This window comes from Streptomyces spiramyceticus (genome assembly GCF_028807635.1).
Lineage (GTDB): Bacteria > Actinomycetota > Actinomycetes > Streptomycetales > Streptomycetaceae > Streptomyces > Streptomyces spiramyceticus.
In genome coordinates this window covers 442,223-467,937 of record NZ_JARBAX010000002.1, presented here as the reverse complement: position 1 = coordinate 467,937, position 25,715 = coordinate 442,223, and the positions used below count along the sequence as shown (strand labels likewise).

The following is a 25,715-nucleotide window of genomic DNA, read 5'->3' as shown; positions in this document are numbered from 1 at the left end:
CGTCACCCAGTGTGCGACAGCAGCGGGCGACGGACTCGCGGATTTCGGACACAGAAGTTCTGACACGGCAGTGGGGCAACGGGAACGTCCCGCTGCCCCACTCACCACACCCGATGGCTAGCGCACCTTGCCGCGCTTGGCCTCCATCGCGAAGCGCCCCTCCGCGCCCTTGCGCTTCCAGTCCTTCAGCATCTCGCGCCGCAGACGGGCATCGGTCTTGGCGACGATGCGCCGGTTCTCGCGCAGCAGCTTGCGGTAGCTGTCGAGGCGCCGGTGGGGCAGTGTGCCGTCCTCGATGGCGGCGAGGACCGCGCAGCCCGGCTCCGCCTCGTGGGCGCAGTCGTGGAACCGGCAGTCTTCGGCCAGCGCCTCGATCTCCGAGAAGACCTGCCCGACACCGGCCTCGGCGTCCCACAGCCCCACACCGCGCAGTCCGGGCGTATCGATGAGCACTCCCCCGCCGGGCAGCGCGAGCAGGTTGCGCGTCGTGGTGGTGTGGCGGCCCTTGCCGTCGACTTCACGGGCGGCCTGCACATCCATCACGTCCTCGCCGAGCAGCGCGTTGGCAAGGGTCGACTTGCCCGCACCGGACACCCCGAGCAGCACGCTCGTACCGCCCGAGACGACGGCGTTGAGTACGTCGATGCCGTCGCCCGTCGTGGCGCTGACGGCCAGCACCTGCACGCCGGGCGCGGTGGTCTCCACGTCGTCGACGAGGTACGAGAGCCCGGTGGCGTCCGGCACCAGGTCGGCCTTGGTGAGGACGACCAACGGCTGGGCGCCCGACTCCCACGCCAGCGCCAGGAACCGCTCGATGCGCCCGAGGTCGAGCTCGACTGCGAGGGACACCGCGATGATCGCGTGGTCGACGTTGGCCGCGAGGATCTGCCCCTCGGACCGGGAGGAGGAGGTGGAGCGTACGAAAGCCGTACGGCGCGGCAGATACGCCCGTACGAACTGCGGATCGCCGACGGGGTCGACGGCCGCCCAGTCACCGGTGCAGACAACGCGCAGTGGATCGTGGGGAGTTACGTAGGTGGTGTCGGCGCGGACGATGCCGTCGGCGGTGACGACGTCGCACTGGCCCCGGTCGACCCGTACGACACGGCCGGGCAGCAGGCCCTGTGCGGCGTACGGAGCGAATTCGGCTTCCCATGCTGCATCCCAGCCGTAGGCGGCGAGGGTGTGCTGGGCAGCGGAGTGGTGGGACGTGTTGAGCGAAGCGTTGAACAAGGGGAACCCTTCGAAGGGTGGCCCCGGCGGTGCGCTCTGCGCACGGAAGTTGAGTGGGTGTCAGCCGGAGACCACAGGGGTGGAAACGATGATGAACTCCTGAATGCGGGCAGTGCCCGTCACCGTGACAGTCATCAATGTCCTCACCTCCTGCTTCTTCAACGAACCGACAGTGCGCTCCGATCGCGGCACAGCCGCGTCCCGGAACGGGGGAACCATAGCCCTGTCCCGGGACGCGGTGCCAGTCATTTATTTCCGGGTGTTCCTACCGGGGTTCGACGACGATCGTGGCGTAGCCCGACGAGAAGACGGGGCTGCCCATCTGGAGGCGGACCGTCACCTCGCCCGGGGCGGCCGAGCGGTCCACCTCCATCTCGGGGTACATCGACGCCGACTTGCCCTGGTCGAGCTCAAGAGCGACGGCGGAGCAGGTGAGGGTCCGCCCGTCGGCCGACCGTACGGCTCGGCTGACGGTCTCGCGGCCGTCGTCGTCCTGCCGGGACATCACCAGCCGGTCTTCGGTGAAGCGCATCCCTTCGGGCGCGGTGAGGACGATGGGGTGGTTGCCGATCCGGGACCGGCCTGTGTTGGTCACCTTGAAGACCGCCGGATACACCCACTGCTGACCGGGCCGCACCGTGGCCTTTTCCCGCTGGATCTGTATGACCTGCGCCGAATCGGCGGCAGCCCCGACGATCTTGGCGGCGAGCTGTACGGGGGTGCGCCTGCCGATGCTGGCCGATCCGTCGGTCTGCAGTCCCGGGGTGGCACCGGGCAGGGCGAGGAGGGGGATGGAGTAGATGAGGGAGCCGGTGTCGGTGGCTGTGGTGTTGAGGTGCGGGTTGGCCGCGATGATCATCGTTCGCCCGCCGTCGTGGACCTGGTGGTCGAGGTCGCCGGTGATCACCCCGTGGGATGCCGTGTGGTACGCGTACGTCGGCCTGCCGTTGAACACGAAACCGGTCGGCGCGGTGAAGCGCTGGATGATGATGCCGGGGTTGACCGGCTGGCTGGTGGGCGAGAGAAGCCGCAGGTTGATGCGGCTGCTCTGACCGGCAGCGGCCTCGGGGACAGTCTCCTGATAGATCGTCAGCGCTGTCTCGTCGCCGACCGGGGCGGGCACGACGACGGTGACGGGCAGCTTGAAGACGTTGTCCTTGAGGTTGAGATCGCCGCCGTACTGGATCTCCAGTGTCGATTCGTACATCCCGGGAGGCGTGGTGTCGGGGGCGCTCACCCGGAAGACGCCGTCCAGCGAGCCGCCGTTCGGGACGAGTTGGGCTCCGGTGAAGGTACGGGTCAGCCGGCGGCCGGTGGTACCGGGGCCGCCGGTCAGGCCCTCGGCCAGCGTCATCACGACGGTGACGTTCCCGCCGTCGACGGTGGCCGGGCCTCGGTTGCGGATGCGGGCGCCGAGGTCGAACTCCTGGCCGCGCGGCACCGAGGAAGGGGCCACCATCTCGCCGTAGAGGTCGGCCATCGGGGGCTTCGGCGGCTGCACGTGGGCCGCGCCGTACACCCGCCGGATGCGGTGGTTGTGCCGGTCGGCGATGAACAGGTTCCCGGACGGGTCCACCGCCACGTCTGTCGGGTAGTAGAGCTGAGTGGCGACGCCGGGGCCGCCGTCGGCGACGTATCCGGCGACACCGGTGCCGGCGACCGTGGTGATGTTCCCGTTCGCATCGACCTTCCGGATGCGGTGGTTGGCGTGATCGGCGAAGTACAGGCTTCCGGCGGCGTCCACTGCCATGCCGCCGGGGTGGTAGACGCGGGTGGCGACGGCGGGGCCGCCGTCCGAGACGTACCCGGCGACGCCGTTGCCGGCCACCGTGGTGATGTTGCCCTTGGCATCGACCTTACGGATGCGGTGGTTGTTCCAGTCGCCGATGTAGAGGTTTCCTGACTCGTCCACCGCGACGCCGAGCGGGTGATACAGCTTGGTGGCGACGGCGGGGCCACCGTCCGAGACGAATCCGGCCTGGCCGTTGCCTGCCACTGTGGTGATGATCCCGTCGGGGGTCACCTTCCGGATCCGGTGGTTGTGCTGGTCGGCGATGAACAGGTTCCCCGAGCCGTCGACCGCCACGCCGATGGGGTAGTGAAGACGGGCGCCGACAGCGGGGCCGCCGTCGGAGACGAACCCTGCGGTGCCGGTTCCGGCGACCGTGGTGATGATCCCGTTCGGCGCCACCTTCCGTACCCGGTGGTTGTAGTGGTCGGCGATGAACAGGTTCCCCGAGGCGTCGACCGCCACCCCGCTGGGGTAGTGGAGCGGCGTGCCGGCGGCGGGGCCACCGTCCGATACGAAGCCCGCCGTGCCGGTTCCGGCGACCGTGGTGATGATCCCGTTCGGCGCCACCTTCCGTACCCGGTGGTTGTGCTGGTCGGCGATGTAGAGGTTGCCTTCGCCGTCGACCGCGACGCCGTGGGGGTAGTGGGTCTTGGTCCCGACGGCAGGGCTGCCGTCGGAGACGTACCCTGCCTGGCCGTTGCCGGCCGCGGTGACGATTGTTCCGTCGGGGTAGGGAGCGGCAGTAGCACCGTTAGTGGTCATTGCTGAATCTCCTGTCATCGGAAATTGCGGAATTGCCCATCGGTCGCGCGCTGTTGCTCGGTGTCCGTTGGATTCGGTGACGACGGCGGAACGTCCCGCGGGAAAGCCGGGGTTCGTTCAACGTGCCGTGTCCTGCGGAGCGTTGAAACGCTCCCGGGTCAGTGAGTGCGATATCGGGCATGCGCCGGGGAATGATTTTGAACAGGGAGACTCCGGCCATGAGCAGAGTGGTCGCCGCGACGACGTTCGCGAGCGTGTCGAAGCCGGACCGTCTGGCCGCGAGCGACGATGCCCCGCCGAGCCCGACCACACCGGCGATCGGCATTCCTCCGTACACGGAACTCCTGTCTTCCAAGGGGTTGTTTATGGCCCGGTGGTGACTCGGGTGGTGAAGGGGGGCGTGACTCAGGTGGCGATCCACCGCTCCTCGCGGCGTCGTGCCATGTCCCACAGGGAGCGCACGTAGACCGCGTGCTGGAACATGTCGTACGCCAGCTCGACGGCCAGCGTCCCCGCGAGCAGCTGGGCTCGCCGGCCGGCGCCGCGGGCCGTAATGACCTTTTCCGCGACGAAGACGAGGCCGATCGCGATCCAGAAGGGCGAGAATTCCGGCCGCCCCCGGGTGAGCATCCATGCGGTGAAGATGAGATACAGCGCCAGGAACACCACCGACAGACCCATGGAGATCTGGCGGAGGATGTACGGAGCCGTGACCCGGGTCCAGCCGTAGTCGCGCAGGTTCTCCAGGGCGCCGCGCTGCCAGCGGAGCCGCTGGTGCCAGAGTTTCGGGACGGTCGTCATGACTTCTGTGACCACGCCGCAGCCGGGCGGCGAGACCGTCAGATAGCCCAAGGTCCGTACGGCCTTGGTCATTTCGTCGTCCTCGGTGAGCGAGGCCAGCGAGTAGTACGAGTCGCCGCCGCCGATCCGGCCGTCGGCCCTGGCCTGCTTGACCTCGCGGAGGGTGGTCACCCGGAACAGGGTCGCGGTGCCGGTCAGCACGTCGGCCCGGAAGCGACGGCGGGCGATCTCGCGGGCGTAACGGTGGAATTCCACCCGCTGCAGCGCACCGAGCAGGCCGCCGCCCTTTTCGCCGTAGAAGATTCCGCCGACGGCCCCCACCTTGCGGCTCATTGCCGCGACGGCACTGGAGACGAAGGAGGGCCGGAGCATGGTGTCGGCGTCCTGGACGAGGACGAAGTCGTGGTCGGCGAGCTCGGGGAGGGTCCGGTCCAGGGCCTGGTTGAGGGCGCCGGCTTTCTTGTGCCGGTTGTTGTCGGAAGTCAGGACGGCCGCGCCCGCCAGCCGGGCGATGTCGGCGGTCGAGTCGGTGCAGTTGTCGGCCACTACGACGATGCGGTCCGGAACACGTCTCTGGCGGTGGAGCGCGGCGACGGAGGCGCGGATGCGGCGGGCCTCGTTGTGGGCGGGTATCAGTGCCACGATCACCGGCGCCTTATTGCCCGGCATGGAATGACCTTTGAACAAATTCATGAACGCCCCCCATTCTCCGATCGAATCTCGTTGATTCAACGCTCACCTATTCCCCGCCCCCGGAGAGAGCAAAGAGAATCGGTGACGGGGCCGCGAGTCAATACCGCCCGGGAGAACGAGCGACCACCAGCCACCCGATCCGGCCAATTCATGTCACCCGACCACGCCGGCCCTGCATATTGATCCAGCCATTCGCGCCCCGGGCATCAGCCGGGTTCCCTTTTGTGGGGCCGCATTTTGCTCCGGCCCGGCGCGGCCGTGGCCGACAGACACCGCCGAACGCGGAGTGCGCGAGATTGGCCTGGTTCACCGGGCAGGCAGCCCGCACCGGCCAGGAGGAAACTGGAGTGGAGACCTGAGGAGGCCAGCCATGAGCATGCAGAAAATCGGACGCGACATCACCGTGCTGGGGGACTGTCTCGAAGTACCGGGGCTCGGCTTCCTCCCGGTCAACTCCTTTGTCCTGCATGCCGAGCAGCCAGTCGTCGTCGACACCGGCCTCAGCCTCGCCGACCGGGACTTCTTGAACACGCTCGGCCCGGCCGTCGACCCCGCCGACGTCCGCTGGATATGGCTCACGCACCCGGACCGCGACCACACCGGCGGCCTGTTCGACCTGCTCGCCGCCGCCCCCAAGGCGCGAGTCGTGACCACGTTCCTCGGCGCGGGCATCATGTCCACCGAGCGCCCGCTGCCACTCGACCGCGTCTGCCTGGTGAACCCCGGCCAGACCCTGGACGTGGGCGACCGTACGCTCAGCGCTTTCCGGCCGCCGCTGTTCGACAACCCGGCCACCGTCGGCTTCTACGACGACCGGTCGCGCACATGCTTCAGCTCCGACTGCTTCGGCGGCCCCATGCCCAGTGCAGAAGTGGCCGCCGACGGTGACGCCGGTGACGTCGCCGCCGACGACCTGCGCGCAGCGCAGTTGCTGTGGGCCACGGTGGACAGCCCCTGGATCCATGTCGTGGACGTCGGCAGATTCCTCGCCACCCTCGAACCCTTGCGGGTCATGGACCCCGAGGCCGTCATGTGCACCCATCTGCCGCCGGCCGTCGGTATCGCCCCGCGAATGATCGACACCCTTACCGCGGCGCCCGGCTCGGATCCCTTCGTCGGCCCCGACCAGCAGCAACTGGAACAGATGCTCGCAGGCTTCGAACCCGGCGTCCGCACATAAACCCGCACATCAATACGACCGCCTACAACTTAACGACAATGATTGTCGTTAAGTTGTAGGGTGGGTGCACCACGGATCGAGAGGGCGACACCACCCATGGGCGGCGAAGCAAACAAGGGCGCGCGGTGACCGGGCATTTGACGCCGGCCGCGGCGACGGAGTGGATCCGGCGATGGGATCTCCAGCAGGAACGCTATGCGGTCGACCGCGAGGAACGCTTCACCGTGATCGCGGACGTCGTCGAGCACGTCACGGCGGGACGGCGGCGTCCCCTGGTGGCCGATCTGGGGTGCGGCCCCGGTTCGCTGGCGGCGCGGCTGGCCGCCCGTAACCCGGGGTGGGAGATCGTCGCCGTCGACACGGATCCGCTGCTGCTGGAGCTGGGGCGCAGGCACTGCGGCACCGCGGTCCGCTTCGCCGATGTGGCGATCGGCTCCCCCGGCTGGATCGAGGCACTGGAACTGGGTGGTCCGCTGGACGCCGCCGTGTCCACCACGGCGCTCCACTACCTGCCCCAGCCCGCCCTTTCCGAGGTGTACGAACGCCTGCACTCCGCGCTGCGGCCCGGCGGCGTACTCGTCAACGCGGACCACTTCGACCACGAGGCGCCCCGGCTGGCCGCTCTCGCCCAGCACACGGGGCGCCGGCGCGCGGACCGTCTTGGGACCGCGGCGCACGAGGACTGGCAGTCCTGGTGGACCGCCGCGACCGCCGCGCCGGAGCTGACCGGCCTCATGGCGGAACGCCGCCGGCGGCGCCTCGACAGCGGCGGCGACAACGGGCTGAGCCTGGAGTCCCATACGGACCTCCTGCGCAAGGCGGGCTTCGCCGAGGCGGGCCCGGTGTGGCAGTACGGGCACAGTTATGTACTGGTCGGCGTCGCATAGGGCCCACCGGGCCTCGCCGTTCGCGTGAAGCTGCGCTGTTGGCCCGGTTAAGAAATCCTCGATGGACTGCACGCCCCGGTCCCGACAGATTGGTACGCGTTCGCGATCAACCCTGTCACCTCGCCTGGAGCCGCAGCCATGAAGGCACTTGTCAAGCAGTACGCCGAGCCCGGGCTGTGGCTGATGGACGTGCCGGAGCCGGAGACCGGGCCAGGTGACGTGCTGATCAAGGTGCTCCGTACCGGCATCTGCGGCACGGACCTGCACATCAGATCCTGGGACGGCTGGGCCCAGCAGGCGGTTGCCACACCGCTCATTCTCGGCCACGAGTTCGTGGGCGAAGTCGCGGCCGTCGGTACGGACGTACAGGACATCGCGGTCGGCGACCTGGTCAGCGGCGAGGGCCACCTGGTGTGCGGGAAGTGCCGCAACTGCCTGGCCGGGCGCCGGCACCTGTGCCGCTCCACCGTCGGTCTCGGCGTCGGCCGCAACGGCGCGTTCGCCGAGTACGTCGCCCTGCCCGCGTCCAATGTGTGGGTGCACCGCGCCAAGGTGGACCTGGACGTGGCGGCGATCTTCGACCCGTTCGGCAACGCGGTGCACACCGCGCTCTCCTTCCCGCTGGTCGGCGAGGACGTACTGATCACCGGCGCGGGCCCGATCGGCATCATGGCCGCGGCCGTCGCCCGGCACGCCGGCGCGCGCAATGTCGTCATCACCGACGTCAGCGAGTCCCGCCTGGCGATCGCCCGCAAGGCCGGCGCGACGCTGGCGCTCAATGTCGCCGAGTCGGACATCGCCGACGCGCAGCGGCAGCTGGGCCTGAAGGAGGGCTTCGACATCGGTCTGGAGATGTCGGGCCGGCCGGAGGCGATGCGGGACATGGTCGCGAACATGACGCACGGTGGCCGGATCGCAATGCTCGGCCTGCCGTCCGAGGAGTTTGCCGTCGACTGGTCGAAGATCGTCACCTCGATGATCACGGTCAAGGGGATCTACGGCCGCGAGATGTACGAGACGTGGTACGCGATGACGGTGCTGCTGGAGGGCGGTCTCGACCTCAGCCCGGTGATCACCGGCAGCTACGGCTACCAGGACTTCGACGCGGCGTTCGACGAAGCGGCGACCGCGCGCAGCGGCAAGATCATCCTCGACTGGACGCGCTGAGACGCCGATCCCCTGGCGCGGGCCTTTCCCCACCCCGCCCCTTCCCGCTGTGACATTTTGCGGCTGCCGCCGCGCGAGGGGCTCCGCCCCAGACCCCGCTCCTCAAACTCCCCCAGACTTTGCGGCCCTGGCCGCAAAACTCAGCCCGTGGGGGTCCCGGGGGTCTGGGGGCTCGCCCCCACGCGGCGGAGCCGCAAATGTCACAGCCGGGAAGAACGGGGTCTCCCCTGCTCGAACGAAGTTGAGAGCTTGGGGAAGGGTCGGGGAAAGCCCCGCGCAGCGGAAGCCCGGCCCCGCACCACCGCAGCCACCGAAACGCACCGCACACCCAACCCCTCCCACCGCAAGGAGAGCCACCGCATGTTCGCATCCGTCCGCGACGACCTCCGCACCACCCTCGACGAAATCCGCACCGCCGGTCTCTACAAGCCCGAGCGCGTCATCACCACCCCCCAGAACGCCTCCGTCTCCGTCCCCTCCGGCGACGTACTCAACTTCTGCGCCAACAATTACCTCGGCCTCGCCGACCACCCCGACGTCGTCGCCGCCGCCAAGGACGCCCTCGACCGCTGGGGCTACGGCATGGCCTCGGTCCGCTTCATCTGCGGCACCCAGGAGATCCACAAGGAGCTGGAGCAGCGGCTCTCGGCCTTCCTGGGCCAGGAGGACACGATCCTCTACTCCTCCTGCTTCGACGCCAACGGCGGCGTCTTCGAGACCCTCCTCGGCCCCGAGGACGCCGTCATCTCCGACGCCCTCAACCACGCGTCGATCATCGACGGCATCCGCCTCTCCAAAGCACGCCGCCACCGCTACGCCAACCGCGACCTCGCCGACCTCGAACAGCAGCTCAAGGACACGCAGGACGCCCGCCGCCGCCTCATCGTCACCGACGGCGTCTTCTCGATGGACGGTTACGTCGCCCCGCTCGCCGAGATCTGCGACCTGGCGGACCAGTACGACGCCATGGTCATGGTCGACGACTCGCACGCCGTCGGCTTCGTCGGCCCCGGCGGTCGCGGCACCCCGGAACTCCACGGCGTGATGGACCGCGTCGACATCATCACCGGCACGCTCGGCAAGGCCCTCGGCGGCGCGTCCGGCGGTTACGTCGCGGCCCGCGCCGAGATCGTCGAGCTGCTGCGTCAGCGTTCGCGCCCGTACCTCTTCTCGAACTCCCTCGCCCCGGTGATCGCCGCCGCGTCGATCAAGGTCCTGGACCTCCTCGAATCCGCCGGTGAACTGCGCGAGCGCCTCACCGCCAACACCAAGCTCTTCCGTACGAAGATGACCGAGGCCGGATTCGAGATCCTCCCCGGCGACCACGCCATCGCGCCCGTCATGATCGGCGACGCGGCGGAGGCGGGCCGCATGGCCGAACTTCTCCTGGAGCGCGGGGTGTACGTGATCGGCTTCTCGTACCCCGTCGTCCCCATGGGGGCGGCCCGCATCCGGGTCCAGCTCTCCGCCGCGCACTCGACCGCCGACGTGGAGCGGGCTGTGGCGGCGTTCATCGACGCTCGGGCGACAATGGCTGGGTGATCGACCCCCGAAGGCTGCGCATCCTGCGGGCCGTGGCGGACCACCGGACGGTGACCGCCGCGGCTGCGGCGCTGTACCTGACCCCGTCCGCCGTGTCCCAGCAGCTCGCCGCACTGGAGCAGGAGACCGGCCACACCCTGCTGACCCGCAGCGGCAAGGGCGTACGGCTGACCGCGGCCGGCGACATTCTGCTGGCCCATGCCAACGCCGTGCTCGCCCAGCTGGAGCGCGCAGAGGCCGAGCTCGCGGCGTACGCGGGCGGAGCGGCCGGTGAAGTGCGCGTGGTGGCCTTCGCGACGGGCATCGCGGAGGTGCTCGCCCCGGCGATCGGCCGTCTCGCGGACCGCCACCCGGACATCCGTGTCCGCGTCCGGGACGCCGAGGGCGACGAGAGCCTGCCGCTGGTGCTGGACGGGGAGGCCGATGTCGCGCTGGCCGTCGAATACCGGGGCGCACCGCGCGAGGACGACCGCCGCCTGGCGCGCGTACCGCTGTACGCCGAGCCCTTCGACGCCGTACTGCACGCGTCCCACCCGCTCGGGCAGGGCGCGCACGTGGCCCTCGCGGAGCTGGCCGACAGCGACTGGATCGGCCCGTACCCGGGCAATCCGTGCCACGACGTGATGCTGCTCGCGTGCGAGCTCGCGGGCTTTCAGCCACGGCTCGTGCACTCGTCGGACGACTTCCGCGCTGTGGTGGCGCTGGCGGGGGCGGGCGCGGGGGTGGCGCTCGTGCCGCGTTCGGCGCTGCGGGGGATGGAGCTCAAGGACACGGTGGTACGTCCCGTGGCGGGCCCGGCCGCGACCCGGCGGGTGTTCGCCGCCGTACGCCGAGGGGCCGAGCACCATCCGCTGATCCGGCCGGTACTGGACGCACTGGCGGAATCTGCGGCCGGGCTCTCCACCGGCTGACGGCTCTACCGCCGAATCGAGTGCTCGCCGGTGACCGCGGGCGGCGGCTCGGCCAGGGCCGGCTCTTCGTCCGCGAGTACCGACGGGGGCTCGGGCCGGGCCTTGGGCTGCGGCTCGTCATGCGCCTGCTGCGGCTGCTGCTGTGCCGCCCGCTCCAGGAACCTGAGCAGCTCCACCGGGAACGGCAGTACGAGCGTGGAGTTCTTCTCGGCCGCGACAGCCACCACGGTCTGGAGCAGCCGGAGTTGGAGCGCCGCGGGCTGCTCGGACATCACACCGGCAGCCTCGGCGAGCTTCTTGGACGCCTGCAGCTCCGCGTCCGCGTTGATGACCCGGGCGCGGCGTTCGCGGTCCGCCTCCGCCTGGCGTGCCATGGAGCGCTTCATCGTCTCCGGCAGCGAGACGTCCTTGATCTCGACCCGGTCGATCTGCACACCCCATCCGATGGCCGGGCTGTCGAGCATGAGCTCAAGGCCCTGGTTGAGCTTCTCGCGGTTGGACAGGAGGTCGTCCAGGTCGCTCTTGCCGATGATCGACCGCAGCGAGGTCTGCGCCATCTGGGACACCGCGAAGCGGTAGTCCTCGACCGCGATGATCGCGGCGGCCGGGTCGACGACCTTGAAGTAGACGACGGCGTCGACGCGCACGGTGACGTTGTCGCGAGTGATGCCCTCCTGGGCGGGCACGGGCATGGTCACGATCTGCATGTTCACCTTGTGCAGCCGGTCCACGGCCGGAACCACCATGGTGAACCCGGGACGACGTATGTTCTCGCGAAGCCGCCCGAGGCGGAGCACCACGCCCCGCTCGTACTGCCGCACAACCCTGGCCGCCGCCACGACGTACACCACAACGGCGGACCCTGCCACCGCTCCCGCTGTCAACAGCTCCTCGACCATTTCGACCCCCAGAGGTCTCGATCGCGCGCCTTCATATCACGATACGCCCACATATTCGCCGTGGTACGGGCCTCATCGAGGCGGCCAAATTGAAAACGGGATCCATTTGCAGGTAGCGTTCCGGCGATCGCACTCACCCCCTGGAGGACCCCATGGCCGTACCCAAGCGGAAGATGTCGCGCAGCAACACCCGTCACCGCCGCGCCCAGTGGAAGGCCACCACGCCGCAGCTTGTCCCCATCACCGTCGACGGCTCGGTCTACCGGGTGCCGCAGCGGCTGGCCAAGGCGTACGAGCGCGGGCTCCTGCGCCCCGAGGGCTGACCGGCATGACGACGACCCGCATGACGCCGACCGGTATGACGCCGACCGGCATGACACAGCACCGACTGCCCGTGACCGTGCTCTCCGGCTTCCTCGGGGCCGGCAAGACCACGCTGCTCAACCACATCCTGGGCAACCGGGACGGGCTGCGGGTCGCCGTGATCGTCAACGACATGAGCGAGGTCAACATCGACGCCGCGCTCGTGCGGGGCGGCACGGCAGCGCTGTCGCGCACCGAGGAGCGCCTCGTCGAGATGACCAACGGGTGCATCTGCTGCACCCTGCGGGACGACCTGCTCGAAGAGGTGGACCGGCTGGCCGGGGAGGGGCGCTTCGACTACCTCCTCATCGAGTCCAGCGGCATCTCCGAACCCATGCCGGTCGCCGCCACGTTCGCGTTCCCGCGCGACGACGGCGCGACGCTGGGCGATCTGGCGCGGCTCGACACGATGGTCACGGTGGTCGATGCCGCGGGCTTCCTGCCCGAGCTGAACGGCGGCGACGGGCTCGCCGAGCGCGGGCTCGACCAGTACGAGGACGACGACCGCACGGTCAGTGATCTGCTGATGGACCAGATCGAGTTCGCCGACGTCATCGTGCTCAACAAGCTCGACCTCGTGGACTCGGAGACGGCTCACCGGCTCCGGGCAGCCCTCTCGCGCCTCAACCCTGCCGCGCGGATCGTCGCCGCGACCCACGGCCGCGTGGACCCCGCCGACGTGCTCGGCACCCGCCTCTTCGACCTGGAGAAGGCCCAGCTCGCTCCCGGCTGGGTGCGGGAGCTGAACGGCGACCATGTGCCGGAGACGGAGGAGTACGGCATTTCGAGCACCGTGTTCCGTGCCGAGCGGCCGTTCCATCCCGGGCGCCTGTGGGACTTCGTCACCCAGGAACTCGACAGCGGCGCGTACGGGCAGATCCTGCGCTCCAAGGGCTTCTTCTGGCTGGCCAGCCGCCCGCGTGTGACCGGCCTGTGGTCGCAGGCCGGCGCGGTCGCCAGGTTCGAACCCTCCGGGGCGCGCGACGCGGATTCGGACACCGAGCAGGGCCAGGAACTGGTCTTCATCGGCACCGGATTGCGGGCCGAGGCGCTGCACACGGCGCTCACCGCATGCCTCACCGCGGTCGGCGAGGACGCAGGCACCCCGGCGGACGATCCGTTCCCCGCATGGGACACGTACGGCATCGACGACACGTGCGAGCACGAGCCGGAGCAGGAGCTGCTGACGGTCAGCGCGGCGCCGCGGGCAGTGTGACCTCGAAGCGGCAGCCGCCCTTCACATTGCGTACGTCGGCACGGCCCGCGTGGGCCTCGACGATGCCGCGCACGATGGCGAGCCCGAGGCCCGCGCCCGCCGGGGGCGTACGGGCCTCGGTGCCGCGCCAGCCCGTGTCGAAGACGCGCGGGAGATCCTCGGGCGGGATGCCGCCGCAGCCGTCGGTGACGGACAGCACCACCGAGTCGGCGCGCAGTTCGGCGGCGACCGCGACCGTGCCGTCGGCGGGGGTACGGCGGATCGCGTTGACCAGGAGGTTGGCGAGGACGCGGGTCATCTCGCGTGCGTCGACTTCGAGCGGCAGAGCCTCCACCGCGTCGCCGACCAGGCGTACGCCCTGGGCGCGGGCCAGTGGGTCCGCGCCCGCGATGGCCTCGCCCACCAGGTCGTACGCCGATATACGGATCGGCGTGAGGGCGAGCGCGCCCGCGTGGATGCGGGAGAGCTCGAACAGGTCGCCGACCATGGAGTTGAGCCGGTCGACCTCGGTACGCATCTGCCGGTGGTAGCGGGGCGGGTCGGCGACGACGCCGTCCTCCAGCGCCTCGGACATGGCACGCAGGCCGGCCAGCGGGGTGCGCAGGTCGTGCGAGATCCAGGCGACGAGTTCGCGCCGGGAGGTCTCCAGGGCGCGCTCGCGTTCGCGGGAGGCGGCGAGTTTCGCGCTGGTGGACGCCAGCTCACGGCCCAGGGCGTCCAGTTCGGCGGTGGAGGATCCCGTCGGCGCCGCGAAGTCGCCGCCGTCGCCGAAGGTACGGGCCGCCAGCTTCAGGGCGTTGCTGCGCGCGACGACCCAGCGGCCGAGGAGCAGTGCGGTGGCCAGGGAGACGACGGCGGCCATCGCGACGACCGTCGTCACCACGGTCAGGTCGTGCGGGGACAGGAACATCGCCTGCGCCACGGAGAGCGTGCCCGCGAGCATCGCGGTGACCGTGACGGCGGCGACGACCGTCAGCGATACGGCGACGGAGCGGTGGCGGAGCAGGCGCAGGGCCACGGCACCGAGGAGGCCGGCGGCTGCGGCGCCGAGGAAGGCGAAGAAGGCGATGAGCAGGAGGTCACGCATGTGAGACCCCGCCTTCGTCGAGTCGGCCGGCATCGAAGCGGTAGCCGACCCCCCATACCGTCTGGATGAGGCGCGGTCGTGCCGGGTCGTCCTCGATCTTCCCGCGCAGCCGCCGCACATGGACGGTGACGGTCGACAGGTCGCCGAACTCCCAGCCCCACACGTCATGCATCAACCGCTCCCGGCTCAGCGCCTGGCCGCGGTGGAGCATGAGGTGCGCGAGGAGGTCGAACTCCCTGAGGGTGAGGGCCAGTTCGGTCCCGGCCTTGGTGGCGCGGCGGGCCTCGGGGTCGAGGGAGATCCCGGCGGCCTGCACCCGCGGTCCCTGGTGCTGGAGCGCGGCACGGCGCAGTACGGACTCGACGCGCAGCACGAGCTCGCGCGGGCTGAACGGCTTGGTGACGTAGTCGTCGGCCCCGACCTCCAGGCCCAGGATCCGGTCGTCCTCGTCGCCGCGCGCGGTGAGCATGATGACCGGGACGGGGCCGTCGGCGCGGAGCTTGCGGCAGACCTCCAGGCCGTCCATGCCGGGCAGCATGAGGTCCAGGACCACGAGGTCGGGCCTGCGGTCCGCCGCCTGGCGAAGGGCCTCGGGGCCGTCGGCGGCAGGGGTCACGGCGAAGCCGGCACGTTCCAGATAGCCGGTGACGACCTCGGCGACCGTGGGGTCGTCGTCGACGACCAGGATGTTCTGCATGGGGCCAGTGTCGTCGACGTGGGCGGGTCGCGGGGCGGGCGGCGCCTTACGAAGCCGTGACGTCCGGTGCGCGGGCCGGTGCCGGGTGCGGGTGCGGGTGCGGGTGCGGGTGCGGGTGCGGGTGCGGGCAGCCTGCGGCGCTCACCGTCGAACCTGGTGCTCCCCGGCTAGGGCGTGTCCGGCGGATCAGGCCGGCTTCAGGGTGCGGCGCCATATCAGCGCTGGTGAGCGGGGCTTGGTGCGTGCAGCTGCAAGGCGGAGGAGGGAGGCGACGCGGAGCGACGCCGACCGACGACAACGCCGCAGATGTGCGTGCCAAGCCCCGCAGCCCAGGCATGATCCGCCGGACACGCCCTAAAGCTGTCCCTTGTCCTTGCCCGAGTGCAGTCGGGACTTCACGTCGTCCGGCGGCAGGAACCGCGACCACCGCTCCGGGAACTCCGACGGCATGTCCGGGTCGGATTCGTCCGCGTCGCCCTCCGCCGAGCGCGCCGCCTCCGCGCGCGCTATGACCGCCGCCGCCTGGGCCGTCCGTACGCGGTCGTTCGCCTCGCGGGCCGCCGCCGTGGCCACGGACGGCCAGACGCGGTCGATCGCGGCGTTGACGGCCGCGCCCGCCAGGACCGCGAACGCCGAGATGCCGATCCACAGGAGGACGGCGATGGGGGCGGCCAGGGAGCCGTAGATGGAGACGCCCTCGACGGTCCTGGTCAGGTAGATGCGGAGCAGGAAGCTGCCGAACACCCACATGCCGAGGGCCATCAGGGCCCCGGGGATGTCCTCGATCCAGGGCGAACGGACCGGCACCGAGACGTGATAGAGCGTGGTGAGGAAGGCGATGGACAGCAGGGTGACGACCGGCCAGTACAGGACACTGACGACCTCCGTGCCGAACGGCACCAGATCCACCACCCGGTCCGGTCCGACCACCATCAGCGGCAGCACCACCGCACCGATGATCAGCGCCACGATGTACAGCAGGAAGGCCAGCAGCCGGGTCTTCACGATGCCGCGGTGGCCGTCGAGGCCGTACATCACGGTGATCGTGTCGATGAAGACATTGACCGCGCGCGAGCCCGACCAGAGTGCGATGGCGAAGCCGAGAGAGATTACATCGGGCCGCGCGCCCTTGGTGACGTCGTCCAGGAGCGGTTTGGCGAAGTCGTTCACGCCTCGGTCGGAGAGGACGGCTTCAGAGGCGGTCAGGATGTTCCGCTCGATGGAGGCGACGGTCTCGGTGCTGGTCCAGGCATCGACGTAACCGAGCAGGCCGATCATGCCGAGCAGCAGGGGCGGGAGGGACAGCAGGGTGAAGAACGCCGCCTCGGCTGCGAGACCGAGGATGCGGTACTCGATGCACGAGTTGACGGTGTCCTTCAGCAGCAGCCAAACCAACTTGCGCTTGGAGACATTGCGATAGAGGACTCTGGCCCGGTGAAGCCGGCCATGAGGCCGTTCGGGTGTTTCTTTTGCTGCCTGCACCTCCTTACCGTAGCGGCATGGCAGCCACGACACACACAGTGACCAATCAGGCTCCGCCCCTGGTGGGGTACGACGTCTTCACCGCCGACCGGGCCCTGAGCGAGGGCGTGGAGCGGCACGTCGCCCCCGGACTCCTCGCAGACGTACGGGAGGAACTGGCGGCGCTCGGCCGCACCGCCGGGTCCGTCCAGGCACAGGAATGGGGAGTCCAAGCCAATGAGAACCCGCCAAAACTGCGGACGCACGACCGCTACGGCAACCGAATCGACGAGGTCGAGTTCCATCCGGCCTGGCACCGGCTCCTCGGACACGCCGTCTCGGCAGGCCTGACGGACGCCTGGGGCCGCCCCGACGGGCACGTCCGCCGCGCGGCCGGGTTCCTCGTGTGGACGCAGGCCGAGGCGGGGCACGGCTGCCCGCTGTCCATGACGCACGCAGCGGTGCCCGCCCTGCGTGCGAACCCCGAACTGGCCGCCGAGTGGGAGCCCCGGCTCACCTCTCACGTGTACGAGGAGGAGCTGAAAATCCCGTCGCTCAAGGCGGGGGCGCTCTTCGGGATGGGCATGACGGAGAAGCAGGGCGGCAGCGACGTCAGGGCCAATACGACGAGCGCGGAGCCGCTGGCGGGCGAGGGTGAGTATCTGCTCACCGGGCACAAGTGGTTCTGTTCGGCACCGATGTGCGACGGATTCCTGGTCCTGGCGCAGGCCCCGGGCGGCCTGAGCTGCTTCCTGGTGCCGCGGGTAATGGCCGACGGGACGCGCAATGTATTCCGGATCCAGCGCCTCAAGGACAAGCTGGGCAACAGGTCCAACGCGTCGAGCGAGGTCGAGTTCGACGGGACGTGGGCACGGCTGGTCGGTGAGGAGGGGCGCGGCGTGCGCACCATCATCGAGATGGTGGCCGCGACCCGGCTGGACTGCGTGGTCGGCTCGGCTGCGCTGATGCGCCAGGCGGTGGCGCAGGCCACGCACCATGCGGCGTACCGCAGCGCGTTCGGCGGCAAGCTGATCGACAAGCCGCTGATGCGCAACGTACTGGCCGATCTGGCGCTGGAGTCGGAGGCTGCGACGACGCTGGCGATGCGGCTCGCGGCGGCGTACGACAGCGACACCGAACAGGACCGGGCGTTCCTGCGGCTCGCGGTGCCTGCCGCGAAGTACTGGGTGACGAAGCGGTGTACGCCGGTCACCGCCGAGGCGCTGGAGTGCCTGGGCGGCAATGGGTACGTCGAGGAGTCGGGGATGCCGCGGCTGCTGCGCGAGTCGCCGCTGAACTCGATCTGGGAGGGCTCGGGGAACGTACAGGCGCTGGATGTCCTGCGGGCGCTGCAGCGCGAACCGCAGGCGCTCAATGCCTTCCTCACCGAGATCGGGCAGGCGCGCGGCGCCGATCACCGGCTCGACGGGGCGATCAAGGGCCTGCTGACCGAGCTCGCCGATCTTGAGGGCATGGAGGGGCGTGCGCGCAGGCTCGTCGAGCGGATGGCGCTCGTGCTGCAGGGCTCGCTGCTGGTGCGGTGGGCGCCGCCGGAGGTCGCGGACGCGTTCTGCGCGTCGCGGCTCGGCGGGGACTGGGGCGCGGCCTTCGGCACGCTGCCGCACAGCCTCGATCTCGCATCGGTCGTGGAGCGGGCGCGGGCGGTCGTCTGACGGGTCCCGGCCCATGGAGCCGGGTGTCGCCGGGGTGGTGCTGCGCCGACACGGCACCACCCCGACTGACACATCCACCCTCGTACAAGTCGGGGCCCCGGCACGAGAGTTGCAAACGGTTGCACTGTTTGTGCGGACTGGCGGGCGGGCACGCCGACGGAGGGGCACGATAGGGAACAACCACCTCGCATACGGGTGACCCAGGGACCTTGTGCCCTCGTGACCTCACAGCAGTGACGGGGTAATCCCAGTGAAGACCGACCCACTCGACCCGCACGGCCTGGCCCGGCTCAACTCCCGGCACACCGCGGAGACCGCCCGCAGGCTCCACGGAATGCGGGCCGCCGCCCTCTCCGGCGATCCGGCGCCCGTCGCGCCGCGCCCCGTGATCGACGCGTCCTGGCAGCGCATGCTGCGCATCGGAGTCGACCCCGACCGGAGCACCAGCAGCGACCTGCTGCCGGCCGGCGAGCTGGAACACCGGCGCAGATCCACCGCGCTGGGCGAGGTGCTGCCCTCGCTCAGCCAGGGGCTGGTCGCGGTCGTGCAGGCGTCCCAGCAGATGATGGTGGTGACCGACGACGAGGGACGCGTGCTGTGGCGCGACGGCGACCGGGCAGTGATGCGCAAGGCCGGGTCAATCTGTCTCGAAGAGGGCGCCGCGTGGAGCGAGGACACGACGGGCACGAACGCGATCGGTACGGCGCTGGAGGTGCGCCGGCCCGTCCGGGTGCACTCGGCCGAGCATTTCGTACGTACGCTCCACAACTGGACCTGCGCCGCCGCGCCCGTGCACGATCCGCGGGACGGGCGGCTGCTCGGCGTCATAGATGTCAGCGGCGTCGACTCCACTTTCCACCCGGCCACGCTGGCCCTGGTCGACTCCGTGGCCAAGCTGGCCGAGGCCGAGCTGCGCCGGCGCCACCTCGCCACGGTCGAGCAGCTGCGCTCCGTGGCGGCGCCGGTCCTGTGCCGGGTGGGCGGCCGGGCGCTGGTGGTGGACTCGCACGGCTGGCTCGCCGCGGTGACCGGGATGCCGCCGGTCGGGCGGCTGCCGCTGCCGAAGTCGTTCCGGGCGGGGCGGAGATGGCTGCCGTCGCTGGGGATGTGCGCGGTGGAGCCGCTGCCGGGCGGCTGGCTGGTGCGGGTGGAGGAGCGGGGCTCGGAGGCGGGTGCGGCGAGTCGGGTCGTACTGGACCTGAGCAACCGGAGCCGGTCGTCGGTGACGGTCTCGGGTGCGGGTGGTGCGGCGGGGCCGTGGACGCATGAACTGAGCCCACGGCACGCCGAGTTGCTGTACCTGCTGAGCGTGCACCGGGAGGGGCGCAGCGCGGCCCAGCTGGCGTCCGACCTGTTCGGCGATCCGACCCGGACCGTGACGGTACGGGCGGAAATGTCGCGGCTGCGGCGCCACTTGGCGGAGGTGCTGGCGCATCGCCCGTACCGCTTCGTGGACGAGGTGGAGGTGGAGGTGATCCGCCCGGCGCACCCGGCGTACCTGCTGCCGCACTCGACGGCACCGGCGATCACGCGTGCGCGACGAAGCGGGGACGCGGGCCCGGGCTAGCGCCAACGCCGACCGCTTCGAGCGGGCTGCCTGCGGCGCCATCCTCTACACCTACACCCGCAAGATGCGGCTGCGGGGCCACCGGGCGGCACTCGCGGAGGCGGCCCTGCCGTACGACCCCGCCCTCGTCGTCGCGACGCACGATCCGTACGCGGCGGGGCTGGCCGTACGCCGCCTGCTCGCCCTCCCCACTCCCCCGACGGCGGTCTTCGCCGCGAATGACGATCACCGACCATGCCTCGCCGATCGACCCGGCCTCCACCGAGGTTCCGAAGCCCGGCACCTGGGCGTGGTGCACGGCGTGCCCGTACTCGTGCATGACCACTTCGGCGTCCTCGGCGTCGTCTACGCCGCCGTTGCCAGTGGGGTCTCCCCTGCTCGAAGGAAGTTGAGAGCTTGGGGAAGGATCTCGGCCTTCTTGTCGGTGAAGAAGGAGTTGTCGGCGCCCCACTGGTTGATACGGACCGGCTGGGCGCGGTCATTCGCTCCGGGCAGCTCGCTGCCGAAGCCGAGGCCCTGGAGGTACTCCTGCGACTCGTTGACCCAGAAGTACGCCATGACCTGCTCGAACTGGTCGTCGTTGCGGTCGTACGAGCCCGCTTCCGCGATCTTCGCGGAGGCACCGGTGTCCGATCTCACGTATGCCCACTTGCCGGACAGCCCGCCGCTCGCGTCGCGTGATCATCCCGTGCCGCCCCGGCTTTGGCCATAGGCCGGGCACATGGTTCCCTGGGCCGCATGAGCACCGTCGCTGTGACCACGTGGTCCCTGGAACAGACCTCGCCGGCAGACCTGAGCCCGGCCGCCGAGCCGACGGGAGATGTCCGGATCGTCCGGGCCGAGATCCCCTCCCCCGAGTTCAGCCGCTTCCTCTACACAGCGGTGGGCGGCGACATCGGCTGGACCGACCGGCTCGCGATGACGTACGAGCAGTGGCAGGTGGCGCTGGCCCGGCCCGGCGTCGAGACCTGGGTCGCGTACGAGAACGGCACTCCGGCCGGGTACGTCGAGCTGGACCCGCAGGACGACGGTGTCGTCGAGATCATGTACTTCGGGCTGATACCGGCCTTCAGGGGGCGCCGCATCGGCGGCCATCTTCTCTCTTACGGTGTCGCACGGGCCTGGGACCTCGCGGAGCGGTGGCCCGAGCGGCCGGACACGAAGCGCGTATGGCTGCACACGTGCAGCAAGGACGGGCCGCACGCGATGGACAACTATCTGCGCCGTGGATTCCGGCTTTTCGCCACGAAAACGGCGCATGAGGCGGACACGGTCACCCCGGGTCCGTGGCCGGGAGCACACGCCTGAGCCAGTGGCCGGGAAAGCGGCCGGAAAGTGACCGGCGACACACTGTCTCGCGATCCGGGACAGTCTTGTCCACATTGTGGGCACTGGTGGACTGCCCCGAGATCCCCGTGACACGCTTCCGTCATGTCTTCAGCTGGAGTTGCCTTGGTGAGTCGGCGGCACGTCGACCTCGGCCGCATGTCCAGCGCCATCTGTCCGGTGGGCTGACAGCACAGCAACACCGAATAGTTTCAGCCGTCCCCGCCGTCGCGGACGAGCCGGCCACCCCGATACGCATGTGATCTCCGCCCGCCCGGCGGAGCATTCCGCTCTGCCGTGTCCGACCGCCTTCCCGCAGGTCACAGGGGTACCGTCGGCGCGACCCGCCACACCTTGAGCCGCCAGAGAAGGACAAACCACCATGGCCGCCACGCCGGAAAAGCCCGCTGCAGTCACGCCCCGCCGCAAGGCCGGACGCCACCGTGGCGAGGGTCAGTGGGCCGTAGGTCATTTCACCCCCCTCAACGGCAATGAGCAGTTCAAGAAGGACGACGACGGTCTCAATGTGCGGACACGCATTGAGACGATCTACTCCAAGCGGGGATTCGACTCCATCGACCCCAACGACCTGCGCGGACGCATGCGCTGGTGGGGTCTGTACACCCAGCGCAAGCCCGGGATCGACGGCGGCAAGACGGCGATCCTGGAGCCGGAGGAGCTGGACGACGAGTTCTTCATGCTCCGGGTGCGCATCGACGGCGGCCGGCTGACGACCGAGCAGCTGCGGGTCATCGGTGAGATCTCGCAGGAGTTCGCGCGCGGGACCGCCGACCTCACGGACCGGCAGAACGTTCAGTACCACTGGATCCGGATCGAGGACGTACCGGAGATCTGGCGGCGGCTCGAAGAGGTCGGCCTCTCGACGACCGAGGCCTGTGGTGACACGCCCCGCGTGATCCTCGGCTCCCCCGTCGCGGGCATCGCCGAGAACGAGATCATCGACGGCTCCCCCGCCATCGACGAGATCCAGCGCCGCTTCATCGGCAACCCGGACTTCTCCAACCTGCCCCGCAAGTTCAAGTCCGCGGTCTCCGGCTCCCCGCAGCTCGACGTCGCGCACGAGATCAACGACATCGCCTTCGTGGGCGTCAACCACCCCGAGCACGGGCCCGGCTTCGACCTGTGGGTCGGCGGCGGGCTCTCCACCAACCCCAAGCTCGGTGTGCGGCTCGGCGCCTGGGTGCCTCTCGACGAGGTCCCGGACGTGTACGGCGGCGTCATCGGCATCTTCCGCGACTACGGCTACCGCCGTCTGCGCACCCGCGCCCGCCTGAAGTTCCTCGTCGCCGACTGGGGTCCGGAGAAGTTCCGCCAGATCCTGGAGGACGAGTACCTCAAGTACAAGCTGGTCGACGGCCCGGCGCCCGAGCAGCCGACCGGCACGTGGCGCGACCACCTCGGTGTGCACAGGCAGAAGGACGGCCGCTTCTACGTCGGCTTCGCCCCGCGCGTCGGCCGCGTGGACGGCGCCACGCTGACGAAGATCGCCGAGCTGGCCGACGCGCACGGCTCGGGCCGTCTCCGTACCACCGCCGAGCAGAAGATGATCGTGCTCGACGTGGAAGAGGCGCAGGTCGAGTCGCTGGTGGCCGGTCTCGAATCGCTGGATCTGCGGGTCACTCCGTCGCCGTTCCGGCGCGGCACGATGGCCTGCACCGGCATTGAGTTCTGCAAGCTCGCGATCGTCGAGACGAAGGCGCGCGGCGCCTCGCTCATCGACGAGCTGGAGCGGCGCATCCCGGAGTTCGACCAGCCCATCACCATCAACATCAACGGCTGCCCGAACGCTTGCGCCCGTATCCAGGTCGCGGACATCGGTCTCAAGGGCCAGCTGGTCCTCGACGACCACGGCAACCAGGTCGAGGGCTTCCAGGTGCACCTGGGCGGCGCGCTGGGTCTTGAGGCCGGTTTCGGCCGCAAGGTGCGCGGCCTGAAGGTCACTTCGGCCGAGCTGCCCGACTACGTCGAGCGCGTACTGCTCCGCTTCCAGGAGCAGCGCGAGGACGGCGAGCGCTTCGCGACCTGGGTGGCGCGGGCGAGCGAGGGGGACCTCTCGTGAGCGAGCGCGCGGCGCCCTTCTACTGCCCGTACTGCGGCGACGAGGACCTGCGTCCGAACGAGACCGGCCACGGCGCCTGGGAATGCGCGGCATGCAACCGCGCATTCCAGTTGAAGTTCCTCGGGTTGCTGTCCCGGGGAGTTCAGCGCAACGACGGTGGAGGGGACGAGATATGACGACGGTTCAGGAAGATCTCAAGTCACTGGCGGAACAGGCAGGGCGGGACCTCGAAGAGGCCTCCGCCCTCGACATCCTGAAGTGGGCCGCCGACACGTTCGGCGACCGCTTCTGCGTGACGTCCTCCATGGAGGACGCCGTCGTCGCCCATCTCGCCTCGCGCGCCAAGCCCGGCGTCGACGTCGTCTTCCTCGACACCGGCTACCACTTCCCGGAGACCATCGGGACGCGGGACGCCGTCGAGGCCGTCATGGACGTCAATGTCATCACGCTGCTGCCGTGGCAGTCCGTCGAGGAGCAGGACGCCGAGTACGGGCCGAAGCTGCACGACCGCGACCCGGACCTGTGCTGCGCCCTGCGCAAGGTCAAGCCGCTCGAAGACGGGCTGAAGGGTTACAGCGCCTGGGCGACCGGCCTGCGCCGCGACGAGTCCCCAACCCGGGCGAACACTCCGGTCGTCGGCTGGGACGAGAAGCGGCAGAAGGTCAAGATTTCGCCGATCGCCCGCTGGACGCAGGACGACGTGGAGGCGTACGTCGCGGAGCACGGAGTCCTCACGAACCCGCTGCTGATGGACGGTTACGCGTCTGTGGGCTGCGCCCCCTGCACCCGCAGGGTCGCGGAGGGCGAGGACGCCCGCGCCGGCCGCTGGGCGGGGCGGAACAAGACCGAATGCGGGCTGCACGGCTGATGACAAACGATCAGGAGCAGGAGAAAGACGTGACTGGGGCCACCACCGGCGCCACCATCTGGCTCACGGGTCTGCCGAGCGCCGGCAAGACCACCATCGCCTACGAGCTGGCCGGGCGCCTGAGCGCCGAAGGCCGCCGCGTCCAGGTGCTGGACGGCGACGAGATCCGCGAGTTCCTCTCCGCGGGCCTCGGCTTCAGCCGCGAGGACCGGCACACCAACGTGCAGCGGATCGGTTACGTCGCCGAGCTGCTCGCCCGCAACGGCGTGCTGGCACTGGCTCCGGTCATCGCACCGTACGCCGACAGCCGCGAGGCCGTCCGCAAGCGCCACCAGGCCGAGGGCACCGCGTACCTGGAGGTGCACGTCGCCACGCCGGTGGACGTGTGCTCCGTACGCGATGTGAAGGGCCTTTACGCCAAGCAGGCGGCCGGCGAGATCTCCGGGCTCACCGGGGTCGACGACCCCTACGAGGCACCCGAGTCGCCCGACCTGCGGATCGAGTCGCACCAGCAGACCGTGCAGGAGTCCGCAGCCGCGCTGCACGCGTTGCTCACCGAAAGGGGTCTGGCATGACGACCACCGCCGCAACCGTCGGCGAGGGCATGGACAGCCCTTACGCCCTCAGCCACCTGGACGCTCTTGAGTCCGAGGCCGTCCACATCTTCCGCGAGGTGGCGGGTGAGTTCGAGCGGCCGGTGATTCTCTTCTCCGGCGGCAAGGACTCGATCGTCATGCTGCACCTGGCGCTCAAGGCGTTCGCGCCCGCGCCGGTGCCCTTCACGCTGCTGCACGTCGACACCGGGCACAACTTCCCGGAGGTGCTCGAATACCGCGACCGTACGGTGGCCGAGCACGGGCTGCGGCTGCATGTCGCGTCCGTACAGGAGTACATCGACGCCGGGAAGCTGCGCGAGCGGCCCGACGGCACCCGTAACCCGCTGCAGACCGTGCCGCTGACCGAGGCGATCCAGCAGCACCGCTTCGACGCCGTGTTCGGCGGCGGTCGCCGCGACGAGGAGAAGGCGCGCGCCAAGGAGCGGGTCTTCTCGCTGCGCGACGAGTTCTCCGCGTGGGACCCGCGCCGTCAGCGCCCCGAGCTGTGGCAGCTCTACAACGGCCGCCACGCGCCCGGCGAGCACGTGCGTGTCTTCCCGCTGTCCAACTGGACCGAGCTCGACGTGTGGCAGTACATCGCCCGCGAGAAGATCGAACTCCCCGGCATCTACTACGCCCACGAGCGCGAGGTCTTCCAGCGCTCCGGCATGTGGCTGACCGCCGGTGAGTGGGGCGGCCCCAAGGAGCACGAGCAGGTCGAGACGCGGCTGATCCGCTACCGCACCGTCGGCGACATGTCCTGCACCGGCGCCGTCGACTCCGACGCCACCACGCTCGACGCCGTGATCGCCGAGATCGCCGCCTCCCGGCTCACCGAGCGGGGCGCGACACGCGCCGACGACAAGATGTCCGAGGCCGCGATGGAAGACCGCAAGCGCGAGGGGTACTTCTAA

26 protein-coding genes are annotated in these 25,715 nt (G+C 69.9%); 17 read left to right on the top strand and 9 right to left on the bottom strand.

Annotation, left to right across the window (positions count from 1 at the left end):
• Positions 1 to 117: 117 nt before the first annotated feature.
• Positions 118 to 1,233, bottom strand: coding sequence for a ribosome small subunit-dependent GTPase A (gene rsgA / locus PXH83_RS25620; protein WP_274563478.1), 1,116 nt, complete (start codon positions 1,231 to 1,233; stop codon positions 118 to 120).
• A gap of 265 nt (positions 1,234 to 1,498) precedes the next feature.
• Entirely contained in the window at positions 1,499 to 3,787 is a 2,289-nt protein-coding gene (locus PXH83_RS25615; RefSeq protein ID WP_274563476.1) for an NHL repeat-containing protein, read from the bottom strand.
• A 218-nt stretch (positions 3,788 to 4,005) separates the two neighbouring features.
• Between PXH83_RS25615 and PXH83_RS25610 the strand changes: the two genes are divergently transcribed.
• Positions 4,006 to 4,167, top strand: a complete 162-nt coding sequence (locus tag PXH83_RS25610; protein ID WP_214924734.1) for a hypothetical protein — start codon at positions 4,006 to 4,008, stop codon at positions 4,165 to 4,167.
• A 25-nt stretch (positions 4,168 to 4,192) separates the two neighbouring features.
• On the opposite strand, the gene PXH83_RS25605 is transcribed toward PXH83_RS25610, so the two are convergent.
• Entirely contained in the window at positions 4,193 to 5,257 is a 1,065-nt protein-coding gene (locus tag PXH83_RS25605; RefSeq protein ID WP_274563473.1) for a glycosyltransferase family 2 protein, read from the bottom strand.
• Between the two features lie 394 nt (positions 5,258 to 5,651).
• Between PXH83_RS25605 and PXH83_RS25600 the strand changes: the two genes are divergently transcribed.
• The 5 genes from PXH83_RS25600 to PXH83_RS25580 all read left to right on the top strand — a co-directional run bounded on the left by PXH83_RS25600 (position 5,652) and on the right by PXH83_RS25580 (position 10,968).
• Positions 5,652 to 6,461: an MBL fold metallo-hydrolase gene (locus tag PXH83_RS25600; RefSeq protein ID WP_274563471.1), complete on the top strand. Its 810-nt coding sequence runs from the start codon at positions 5,652 to 5,654 to the stop codon at positions 6,459 to 6,461.
• A 125-nt stretch (positions 6,462 to 6,586) separates the two neighbouring features.
• Entirely contained in the window at positions 6,587 to 7,348 is a 762-nt protein-coding gene (locus PXH83_RS25595) for a class I SAM-dependent methyltransferase (RefSeq protein WP_274563469.1), read from the top strand.
• A gap of 138 nt (positions 7,349 to 7,486) precedes the next feature.
• On the top strand, positions 7,487 to 8,515 hold the full coding sequence (tdh, locus tag PXH83_RS25590; protein ID WP_274563467.1) for an L-threonine 3-dehydrogenase: 1,029 nt from the start codon (positions 7,487 to 7,489) through the stop codon (positions 8,513 to 8,515).
• A gap of 360 nt (positions 8,516 to 8,875) precedes the next feature.
• Entirely contained in the window at positions 8,876 to 10,057 is a 1,182-nt protein-coding gene (locus PXH83_RS25585; protein ID WP_274563465.1) for a glycine C-acetyltransferase, read from the top strand.
• On the top strand, positions 10,054 to 10,968 hold the full coding sequence (locus tag PXH83_RS25580; RefSeq protein WP_274563463.1) for a LysR family transcriptional regulator: 915 nt from the start codon (positions 10,054 to 10,056) through the stop codon (positions 10,966 to 10,968). The genes PXH83_RS25585 and PXH83_RS25580 overlap by 4 nt, the downstream gene beginning before the upstream one ends.
• A 5-nt stretch (positions 10,969 to 10,973) precedes the next feature.
• Here PXH83_RS25580 and PXH83_RS25575 read toward each other — a convergent pair whose 3' ends face one another.
• Positions 10,974 to 11,867 (bottom strand): slipin family protein, encoded by an 894-nt coding sequence (locus PXH83_RS25575; protein WP_274563461.1) that lies wholly within the window; start codon positions 11,865 to 11,867, stop codon positions 10,974 to 10,976.
• A gap of 152 nt (positions 11,868 to 12,019) precedes the next feature.
• Between PXH83_RS25575 and rpmF the strand changes: the two genes are divergently transcribed.
• Together rpmF and PXH83_RS25565 are read left to right on the top strand one after the other, a co-directional pair.
• Positions 12,020 to 12,190, top strand: coding sequence for a 50S ribosomal protein L32 (gene rpmF, locus PXH83_RS25570; protein WP_214924716.1), 171 nt, complete (start codon positions 12,020 to 12,022; stop codon positions 12,188 to 12,190).
• Between the two features lie 50 nt (positions 12,191 to 12,240).
• Positions 12,241 to 13,446: a GTP-binding protein gene (locus PXH83_RS25565; protein ID WP_274565166.1), complete on the top strand. Its 1,206-nt coding sequence runs from the start codon at positions 12,241 to 12,243 to the stop codon at positions 13,444 to 13,446.
• Here the strand turns inward: PXH83_RS25565 and PXH83_RS25560 are convergent.
• From PXH83_RS25560 to PXH83_RS25550, 3 genes are all read right to left on the bottom strand, one after another.
• Entirely contained in the window at positions 13,421 to 14,533 is a 1,113-nt protein-coding gene (locus PXH83_RS25560; RefSeq protein ID WP_274563459.1) for a sensor histidine kinase, read from the bottom strand. The genes PXH83_RS25565 and PXH83_RS25560 overlap by 26 nt on opposite strands.
• Entirely contained in the window at positions 14,526 to 15,230 is a 705-nt protein-coding gene (locus tag PXH83_RS25555; protein ID WP_274563457.1) for a response regulator transcription factor, read from the bottom strand. Before PXH83_RS25555 ends, PXH83_RS25560 begins: the two co-directional genes overlap by 8 nt.
• Positions 15,231 to 15,584: 354 nt before the next feature.
• A complete protein-coding gene (locus PXH83_RS25550; protein ID WP_274563455.1) occupies positions 15,585 to 16,712 on the bottom strand; it encodes a YihY/virulence factor BrkB family protein in 1,128 nt (375 codons plus the stop codon).
• Between the two features lie 17 nt (positions 16,713 to 16,729).
• On the opposite strand from PXH83_RS25550, the gene PXH83_RS25545 reads away from it, so the two are divergent.
• Complete coding sequence (locus tag PXH83_RS25545; protein ID WP_274563453.1) at positions 16,730 to 18,364, top strand: acyl-CoA dehydrogenase family protein; 1,635 nt, start codon at positions 16,730 to 16,732, stop codon at positions 18,362 to 18,364.
• Between the two features lie 334 nt (positions 18,365 to 18,698).
• Positions 18,699 to 19,931: a GAF domain-containing protein gene (locus PXH83_RS25540; protein WP_274565165.1), complete on the top strand. Its 1,233-nt coding sequence runs from the start codon at positions 18,699 to 18,701 to the stop codon at positions 19,929 to 19,931.
• Here PXH83_RS25540 and PXH83_RS25535 read toward each other — a convergent pair.
• Complete coding sequence (locus PXH83_RS25535) at positions 19,891 to 20,256, bottom strand: hypothetical protein (RefSeq protein ID WP_274563452.1); 366 nt, start codon at positions 20,254 to 20,256, stop codon at positions 19,891 to 19,893. The genes PXH83_RS25540 and PXH83_RS25535 overlap by 41 nt on opposite strands.
• Positions 20,257 to 20,276: 20 nt before the next feature.
• On the bottom strand, positions 20,277 to 20,570 hold the full coding sequence (locus PXH83_RS25530) for a hypothetical protein (protein ID WP_274563450.1): 294 nt from the start codon (positions 20,568 to 20,570) through the stop codon (positions 20,277 to 20,279).
• A gap of 99 nt (positions 20,571 to 20,669) precedes the next feature.
• Between PXH83_RS25530 and PXH83_RS25525 the strand changes: the two genes are divergently transcribed.
• The 7 genes from PXH83_RS25525 to cysD all read left to right on the top strand — a co-directional run bounded on the left by PXH83_RS25525 (position 20,670) and on the right by cysD (position 25,715).
• Positions 20,670 to 21,239 carry a GNAT family N-acetyltransferase gene (locus PXH83_RS25525; protein ID WP_274563448.1) on the top strand — a complete coding sequence of 190 codons (570 nt, stop codon included), beginning with the start codon at positions 20,670 to 20,672 and terminating at the stop codon, positions 21,237 to 21,239.
• A 123-nt stretch (positions 21,240 to 21,362) separates the two neighbouring features.
• The gene (locus PXH83_RS32555) at positions 21,363 to 21,446 is read left to right on the top strand and encodes a putative leader peptide (protein ID WP_355250053.1); all 84 of its coding nucleotides are present in this window, start codon (positions 21,363 to 21,365) and stop codon (positions 21,444 to 21,446) included.
• 193 nt (positions 21,447 to 21,639) lie between these two features.
• Complete coding sequence (locus tag PXH83_RS25520) at positions 21,640 to 23,337, top strand: nitrite/sulfite reductase (protein WP_274563446.1); 1,698 nt, start codon at positions 21,640 to 21,642, stop codon at positions 23,335 to 23,337.
• The gene (locus PXH83_RS25515; protein ID WP_274563445.1) at positions 23,334 to 23,513 is read left to right on the top strand and encodes a hypothetical protein; all 180 of its coding nucleotides are present in this window, start codon (positions 23,334 to 23,336) and stop codon (positions 23,511 to 23,513) included. The genes PXH83_RS25520 and PXH83_RS25515 overlap by 4 nt, the downstream gene beginning before the upstream one ends.
• Complete coding sequence (locus PXH83_RS25510) at positions 23,510 to 24,205, top strand: phosphoadenylyl-sulfate reductase (RefSeq protein WP_214924631.1); 696 nt, start codon at positions 23,510 to 23,512, stop codon at positions 24,203 to 24,205. The genes PXH83_RS25515 and PXH83_RS25510 overlap by 4 nt, the downstream gene beginning before the upstream one ends.
• Entirely contained in the window at positions 24,205 to 24,780 is a 576-nt protein-coding gene (cysC, locus tag PXH83_RS25505) for an adenylyl-sulfate kinase (protein WP_420803248.1), read from the top strand. Before PXH83_RS25510 ends, cysC begins: the two co-directional genes overlap by 1 nt.
• Positions 24,777 to 25,715, top strand: a complete 939-nt coding sequence (cysD, locus tag PXH83_RS25500) for a sulfate adenylyltransferase subunit CysD (RefSeq protein WP_274563443.1) — start codon at positions 24,777 to 24,779, stop codon at positions 25,713 to 25,715. Before cysC ends, cysD begins: the two co-directional genes overlap by 4 nt.